Source organism: Methylophaga sp. UBA2513 (genome assembly GCF_002341285.1).
GTDB classification, from domain to species: Bacteria; Pseudomonadota; Gammaproteobacteria; order Nitrosococcales; family Methylophagaceae; genus Methylophaga; species Methylophaga marina.
Map to the genome: position 1 here is coordinate 106,184 of NZ_DDNT01000009.1, position 1,223 is coordinate 107,406.

Genomic DNA, 1,223 nt, shown 5'->3' on the forward strand with positions numbered 1-1,223 from the left:
GCGGCGGCTCGCACCTTTCCCCTCATCAGTACGCGCTTCAGCTTGTACTTCAAATAAGTTTTCCATTTTTTTCTCCAAAAACAATGGACTTTTGCCCATCAAAAATGCCGCTATTCAAGCGGCGTAAGCCTCCCCCGCGACCAGGTTCGGCACGTAGAAGTCAGCCGAAGCTGACTAATCCATATACAAGGAGCTAACAGACTCCTCGTTACTAATTCTGTACATCGCTTCTGCCAGCATCTCAGCGATGCTTAACACGCGAATTTTTTCACATTCCTGTGCATGTGGTTGCAACGGAATGGTATCGGTCACGACCAGTTCATCGAGTACCGAATTGCTGATATTTTTTATAGCAGGGCCCGATAAAACAGGATGTGTGGAATAGGCAACCACGCGAGTAGCGCCATGTTCTTTCAATGCTGCAGAGGCCGCGCATAATGTTCCAGCCGTATCCACCATGTCATCAATTAACACGCAGACACGTCCATCGACATCACCAATAATATTCATGACTTTGGCTTCATTAGCACGCGGACGACGTTTGTCGATAATAGCTAACTCAACACCAAGATGTTTTGCTAAGGCACGCGCTCTAACCACACCACCCACATCAGGTGAAACCACGACTAAGTCCTGGTATTTGTGTTTCCAGATATCACCCAGTAAGACAGGTGAAGCGTAGACATTATCAACAGGACAATCAAAAAAGCCCTGGATTTGGTCGGCGTGTAAATCGACAGTTAAGACTCGGTCAGCTCCTACGCCAGTCAGCATATTCGCCACGACTTTTGCCGTGATAGCAACACGTGCTGAGCGAGGACGGCGATCTTGTCGAGAATAACCAAAATAAGGCACAACCAAGGTAATACGCTTTGCTGATGCACGACGAATAGCGTCGGTCATCACCATCAGTTCCATCAAATGGTCATTGGTTGGCATACAGGTAGGTTGAACGATAAAGACGTCTTTACCACGTACGTTATCAAGGATTTCAACCATGATTTCGCCATCACTGAATTTTTCCACAGTGGCTTTACCAAGGGAAATATTAAGGAAATTGGCGATGCTTTGAGCCAGCTTACGATTGGCATTACCAGTAAATACCATCATGCGGCTGTCGGCTGTTCGTTGTTGTAACTGGAGAAGTCGGTTTTGTGTCACGGTAGAGGCGCCGAGTTTTCTATCAAAAAAACAAAAGAGTGGCTGGGGTACCAGGATTCGAA

1 protein-coding gene is annotated in these 1,223 nt (G+C 46.9%); it reads right to left on the reverse strand.

What is annotated here, in order from left to right; all coding sequences use genetic code 11:
- Positions 1–174 precede the first annotated feature (174 nt).
- Complete coding sequence (locus tag B3V56_RS05860; protein WP_286306080.1) at positions 175–1,110, reverse strand: ribose-phosphate diphosphokinase; 936 nt, start codon at positions 1,108–1,110, stop codon at positions 175–177.
- Between the last annotated feature and the right edge of the window lie 113 nt (positions 1,111–1,223).